This is a genomic window from Gilliamella sp. Lep-s35 (genome assembly GCF_009795845.1).
Lineage (GTDB): Bacteria > Pseudomonadota > Gammaproteobacteria > Enterobacterales > Orbaceae > Gilliamella.
The window spans coordinates 1-5,895 of the sequence record NZ_WTEX01000043.1; the positions used below are offsets into that span (position 1 = coordinate 1).

Consider the following 5,895-nt stretch of genomic DNA (forward strand, 5'->3'; position numbering starts at 1 on the left):
TGGAGTTTGACATCTATGGCAGAATACGGGAAGATACCTTTAACAATCAGCCGTTTATTCCATTCAGGCAACTGGGGCAGTATGAAGACCAAGAACTAGATGGACTTTATTATAATCGTTTCCGTTATTACAACAGTAATACAGGAACTTATATTAGCCAAGATCCGATAAGGTTAGCAGGTAATAACCCGAATTTTTATGCGTATACCTCCGATTCTAACTCCGAGGTCGACCCGTTTGGGTTGGATTGTGGAATTAAAAATAAAAAAAATAGTTTTGAAGGAATTAGCCGTAAAGAGGCATTTAGAAAAGCTAAAAGAGACGCGAGAATCCCTATGAGTCAACAGCCTAATAAAGTGTATCATAAGGATTTAAAAGATGGATTGGGAAGAACTGTAAAAGGATTAAATGGTAGACCTATTCAAACTAGAAATTATGAATTTAAAGGTAAAAATAATGAACCTATTACTATTCAGGAACATAGTTTAGGGCATACTAAGGCAACTACAGGTCATGGTGCGGAGCCTCATTTTAATGTTCGTCCAATTGATAACTTAAATACAGGACATGTTGAAGGTACTTATGGACATTATAATTTTCCTTAAAATTTATTAAATATGAATATAATAGATATTATTAATAATAATTATTTTTTAAAACAATTATATCCGAATGGAATAAAAGAATTTTGTTTAAGTCACATTAATATTGATTGCTTTAAAAATGTTGATTTAGTTTTACAAACTAGAGAAAAACCTCATATAGAAGTGAAAAAATGGGGAAAATGGGGAGTCAATTATAATATAATCACTCATACAATAACAAATAATATAATAAAGGATATTAACATAAGTAATTGGGGGAAATCTAAATTTGAAAATTGTGAATGCTCTATTGAATTGTTAGAAGAAAATGTTCATAGTAAATATGACAACTTATATAAAACAACTTTTAGTAAAGATGATTGGAATGTGACCATTTCCAGCCTTCCATTTACTTATCAGGAAAGTCGTGTATATATATTGGATGAAAAATAGAACAAGCCAACCTTTAAGGTTGGCTTTTCTATTTCTCTTTTCATCTGTTGAGCTTATCTAAGAGTTCCAGTTCATCCTCAGGAATAAGGAAGCGAATCAGTTGCAGAATGTTGTACAAATCCCATTTATTGTGTTCCGTATAATTCGGAACAGGGGCAGTATGAGGATGTTGAAACGGGGCTTTATTACAATCGCTTTAGGTATTACGACAGTAATACAGGAACTTATATAAGTCAAGATCCCATAAAACTGGCGGGTAATAACCCGAATTTTTATGCGTATGTGCATGATAGTAATGCTTGGGTGGATCCGTTTGGGTTGGATGTAAAACTTACAGAAGGTTATGTTTATAGAATGGGGTCAGGAACAGACTCAAATTTAACTCCTCGTCCAGGAAAAGATACTACTTCAGGATTGTCGGCATCTTTAGAAAAACCAACAACAGGAAAATTTCAAACCATTGATGTAGCTAAATTAGATGGAACAGGATTAGAAGCCATTAATGATCATGGTAGTCATGTTTCTATACGACCAGCAGATGATCCTAATTTTGTAAAATTAAGTGAATGGGCTGATACTAGAGGAACAGAAAGAACACATAAATATACACAAGCTTTACAGGAAGCAAAAGTCACATGTCCTTAATAAATAATAAATTTATGGATAAATTATCATTAGCTATAGATGAGCTTTTTCTTTATGGAAAAGAAAAAATTCAAAGTCGAAAAGAAATTAAGAAAATTAATATTATTGATCAATTTAATAAAGATAGTGATGGAAATATAAGTAGATATGTGAAATATATCGAGTTTTTATTGAAAGATGAATTTTTAAATGAAAAAGATATTGATTTACTAGATATAGAAATTTCTTATAAAAAATATAATGATGAAATAATAGAGATAAAAGGGGAGTTTTATGCTTCTGATGGAAAAATTTTTGATGAATTTTATTTGATAGATAATTTAGAAATTATTTTAAATGAGATAAGAGATTTTATTTATAGATGTTATATGAAGTGCGATGAGATAATTGATGTATATGTAAACTAAAAATAGATTTGGTAATTTACACTCTGTACCATTCAAACAACTAGGGCAGTATGAGGATGTAGAAACAGGGCTTTATTATAATCGGTTTCGATATTATAATCCTGAAACCGGCTTATATATTAGCCAAGATCCCATAAAACTGGCAGGAAACAACCCGAATTTTTATGCGTATGTGCATGATAGCAATGTTTGGGTGGATCCGTTTGGGTTGGATGTTATAGCTAATAAAGCATCAGGAAATGCAAGAGAGGCAATAGCTAAGAAATATTTACAAAATAAATATCCCAATGCAACTATTTTATCAGAAAGATATATTAGAGATGCCAATGGAAAAAGTGTTAGAGATATAAATAATTCAAGAAGAAGACTGGATTTTATTGTAGTTGAAGACGGCAAAGTAAAAGGAATTTTTGAAGTTACAAGCCCAACAGCAGATAAAACAACACAAATGTTAAAAGAAGCAGAAATTAGAGCTAATGGGGGAACCCATGTAAAAGAACCAGGAAGAAAAGGTAAAATGTATGATATCTCAGAAGTTGAAACCAAAAGAATAGATGTTGATTTAGAAACAGGAAAAGTTAAATGTCATTAAGTTCAAGGAAATTATGGACAGAAATCGTATAATAGAAAAATTAAGTTGGATAACTCAATCTCAATTGGCTCCACAGCCTATAACTCAAGAATACAAAGAAAGACAATATCGTTTTTTTGAAAACTACGTACACTTTCTACAAGACAATGGATTTATTACGAAGGAGATTTTAAGAAAAGGGGAAAAAGCAAATGATGATTCTCAAATAACGGTTGGAGATTTGACAGAAGAGGGATTGAAATTTTATATATTTGGAATTAGAAAATGGAGAGAAAAATATGACAAAGCAAAAGATAAGGATAAAGCCATTAATGACTTTGCATTTATTGAGAAGAAATTAAAAGAGTTTAGAGAAAAACAAAATCAATAAACAAAGCCAACCTAAAAAAGTTGGCTTTTTTATTTAAGCGTTCAGCTTATCAAAAAGTTCCAGTCCATCCTCAGAAATACAAATGAAATTTAATACCCATATCATTAAAAAAAATCATAAACCAACGTTAAAATTTGTTTACCACTAAAAAAACATTAGCTCTTTTACGCATATATTACCCATAATAAAAAAAAATCATTAAAAAATAAACGCATTTATATCTCTTTATATAATAAAATAATTAACTTTGGGCAATTTTTTAAATGAATTATAAATTTCAATCTTATAGTTAACCCTAAATAAAAATGCCATAATCGTAGCCGAAAAACACTTCATGAAATCAGACATGAATTATTACATGGAAAACGGTTTTTTTAAAAAAGTATATTCGCAGGGTGATGAATTTATTAAAGCAACCGAGTTCAACTTCATTGCTAACTATTATTTAAGCAATTCTCGCATCCTGACTCAAAAAGAATATCAAACGATTGATGAACGTATGATAAATCTTTATGGACATAAGTGGAGGCATCAAGCCTACTCTAAATTACAAACCTCTCCCTAATTGAACTAAAATACAAAAAAATGTTACTTACAGATAATCATTTTACCCCGGTATTAGGTATCGATATACACTTCACCACTCTTCCTCCATTCAATCCATTTCATCCCTATATAGGAATTGTCATGGATCCTATGGATTACGTTCCTTTTGTAGGGGCTACCGTACAAATTAATGGAAAAAAAAGAGGCGTTTCCGATACCAACGGAATTATTCTTACCTTAAAGCATATACCTCTTTTTACTCCTCCTTGGCTTATGACACCGATTATCGGGCATCAATCCATGAATTTTTTTGCATCAAAAAACGTATATGCTCAAAGCACTCGTCTGAGCCCTAAAGGGCATATGCTTATGACTTGTAACGATATTGGCATACCGCTTTCTTTGCAGCCCGGAAAGAAAAAGTTTTGGAAACTCACCCCTACGCTTTTTGCTCCTACTTCCTACTCTCTTCCCATATCTTTTGGTCCTAAAGTAAACGTGGGAGGGCCCTATCCTGCGGACTGGGGAGGAATGATTAGCGGCTTGGCCATGAGCTTTGGTTTTGGTGCCATTATGAAAGGCTTGGGTAAAGGCTTAAAGAAAACTAAAAATCTCATTACTAATTTCAATCACAACTTAAAAGCAAAAAAAGGTCCTAATAAGTTGAGTAATGCTTTATGCCAATTGGGGTTTGATCCTGTTAATTTAGTCAGCGGTGCAGTGGTGTATGAAGGTACCGATTTTACTCTTCCGGGGGTTATTCCCTTGGAATGGAAACGTGCTTGGTATTCGGATTCTGACTATCTGGGCCCCTTGGGGCATGGGGTGCATGCAAATTATGATCTGGATATTGAAGTATTTCCTGAACAACAAGTAATACTGGTGCGAGTTGAGGACGGAAGAATAATAGAATTTCCTCTGCTTGAAAAAGACGAAGATTTTTACTTAAGAGAGGAAAAAATGACATTATTGAGAAAGAAAAACGGTTTTGAAGTTTTTTTTCACTCCAACCGGGAAACCTATTTTTATGAGCATAGAGTTTCTCAAGTCCACTATAAACTTAGTAAAATACAAAATTCTGCCGGTTTTTTTCTCCAATTTACGTATTCTTTTGGTATCCTTTCAGAAATAATTGACACGGCTCAAAGAAAAATAAAAATCTACAATAACGAAAAAAAAATAACTCGTATTGTTCTGGTAAGAGAAGACATTAATACGGAAGAAACCCTGGTGGAATATCAGTATGACGGCAACGATAATATGAATGCTATCACAGATGGCCGTAACCAAACTACTCGTATACAATATAAAGGCGCTTTAATGGTTAAAAAAACCGACCGTAACGGACAATCTTTTTATTGGAAATACAACGGAGATGCCGTGGGCGCAAAATGCATTCACACCTGGGGAGACGCAGGCTTACAGGAAGGTCGCATAGAATATTACCCTCAAAAAGGATATAATTGCGTAACCGATTCACAAGGAGCAAAAACGCTTTATTACTATACTCCTGAGCAATTGGTGACTCAAATACAAGATCCGCTGGGAAACTCTCGCTTTTTTCACTACACCGAGTTCAGGGAATTGTATAGAGAAATAGATGAACAGGGCAACTGTACCGGATACAGCTATGACGAGCGGGGAAACCAAACCGCTATTACTTATGCTGACGGCAGTCAACAAATTTTTATGTATGACCAAAAAGACCGCCTCTCTCTGGTTATTTCTCCTGAAGGTCATAAAAAATCGTATGTATATAAAAAACACAGTTCCTTGCTCCATGCCATCATTGAACCGGATGACCGGTGTACGGTGTTTCATTATAACGAGAAAAACCTGTTAGCTGAAATTAGTCACAACGGCCATGCTCTATTTTTACAATACGACCAACAACACAATCTTATTTCATTATCTGACAAGAATAAACAAACTACTGAATGGAGTTATGATTTTCGAGGAAATGTAACGCGAATAAAAAATGCGCAAGGCATCAATCAACATTTTCGATATGATGAGCTCTCAAGGGTCATTTCTGTACGCTGTGAAGACCAAGAAACCCATTTTCGTTACCATGCCTACGAAGAAATTATCGAGGTTCTTGAGGGGAATAAAAAAATATCGTTCCAATATACTCCTTTGGGAAGTCTGATTATGAGAGAACAGAACGGAAAAAAAGTTCAATTTTCTTATGACAACATGGAGCGCATCAAAGAAGTTCGAAACGAAAAAAATGAAATCTACCAATTCATTAGAAATCCCAGGGGCGATATCAACCGGGAAATTGCTTTTGACCGCACG

8 protein-coding genes and 1 pseudogene are annotated in these 5,895 nt (G+C 33.7%); all 9 read left to right on the plus strand.

Annotated elements, in window-relative coordinates; genetic code table 11:
- Positions 1–605 (plus strand): HNH/endonuclease VII fold putative polymorphic toxin (locus GQ590_RS11465; protein ID WP_255471447.1); only part of this gene is annotated, 605 nt, incomplete at its 5' end.
- Between the two features lie 12 nt (positions 606–617).
- Positions 618–1,037, plus strand: a complete 420-nt coding sequence (locus GQ590_RS11470) for a hypothetical protein (protein ID WP_160409156.1) — start codon at positions 618–620, stop codon at positions 1,035–1,037.
- Positions 1,038–1,160: 123 nt separating this feature from the next.
- Positions 1,161–1,682, plus strand: a complete 522-nt coding sequence (locus GQ590_RS11475; protein WP_160409158.1) for an RHS repeat-associated core domain-containing protein — start codon at positions 1,161–1,163, stop codon at positions 1,680–1,682.
- A gap of 14 nt (positions 1,683–1,696) precedes the next feature.
- A complete protein-coding gene (locus tag GQ590_RS11480) occupies positions 1,697–2,089 on the plus strand; it encodes a hypothetical protein (protein WP_160422618.1) in 393 nt (130 codons plus the stop codon).
- Positions 2,090–2,180: 91 nt separating this feature from the next.
- Positions 2,181–2,240: pseudogene (locus tag GQ590_RS12950) on the plus strand (RHS repeat-associated core domain-containing protein); the annotation flags it as partial.
- A 21-nt stretch (positions 2,241–2,261) separates the two neighbouring features.
- Positions 2,262–2,681 carry a hypothetical protein gene (locus GQ590_RS11485; RefSeq protein ID WP_368669182.1) on the plus strand — a complete coding sequence of 140 codons (420 nt, stop codon included), beginning with the start codon at positions 2,262–2,264 and terminating at the stop codon, positions 2,679–2,681.
- A 13-nt stretch (positions 2,682–2,694) separates the two neighbouring features.
- Positions 2,695–3,051: a cyclopropane-fatty-acyl-phospholipid synthase gene (locus GQ590_RS11490; RefSeq protein WP_160409154.1), complete on the plus strand. Its 357-nt coding sequence runs from the start codon at positions 2,695–2,697 to the stop codon at positions 3,049–3,051.
- Between the two features lie 334 nt (positions 3,052–3,385).
- Positions 3,386–3,616 (plus strand): hypothetical protein, encoded by a 231-nt coding sequence (locus GQ590_RS11495; protein WP_160409152.1) that lies wholly within the window; start codon positions 3,386–3,388, stop codon positions 3,614–3,616.
- Between the two features lie 20 nt (positions 3,617–3,636).
- On the plus strand, positions 3,637–5,895 hold a 2,259-nt coding region (locus GQ590_RS11500), incomplete at its 3' end, for a DUF6531 domain-containing protein (protein ID WP_160409150.1).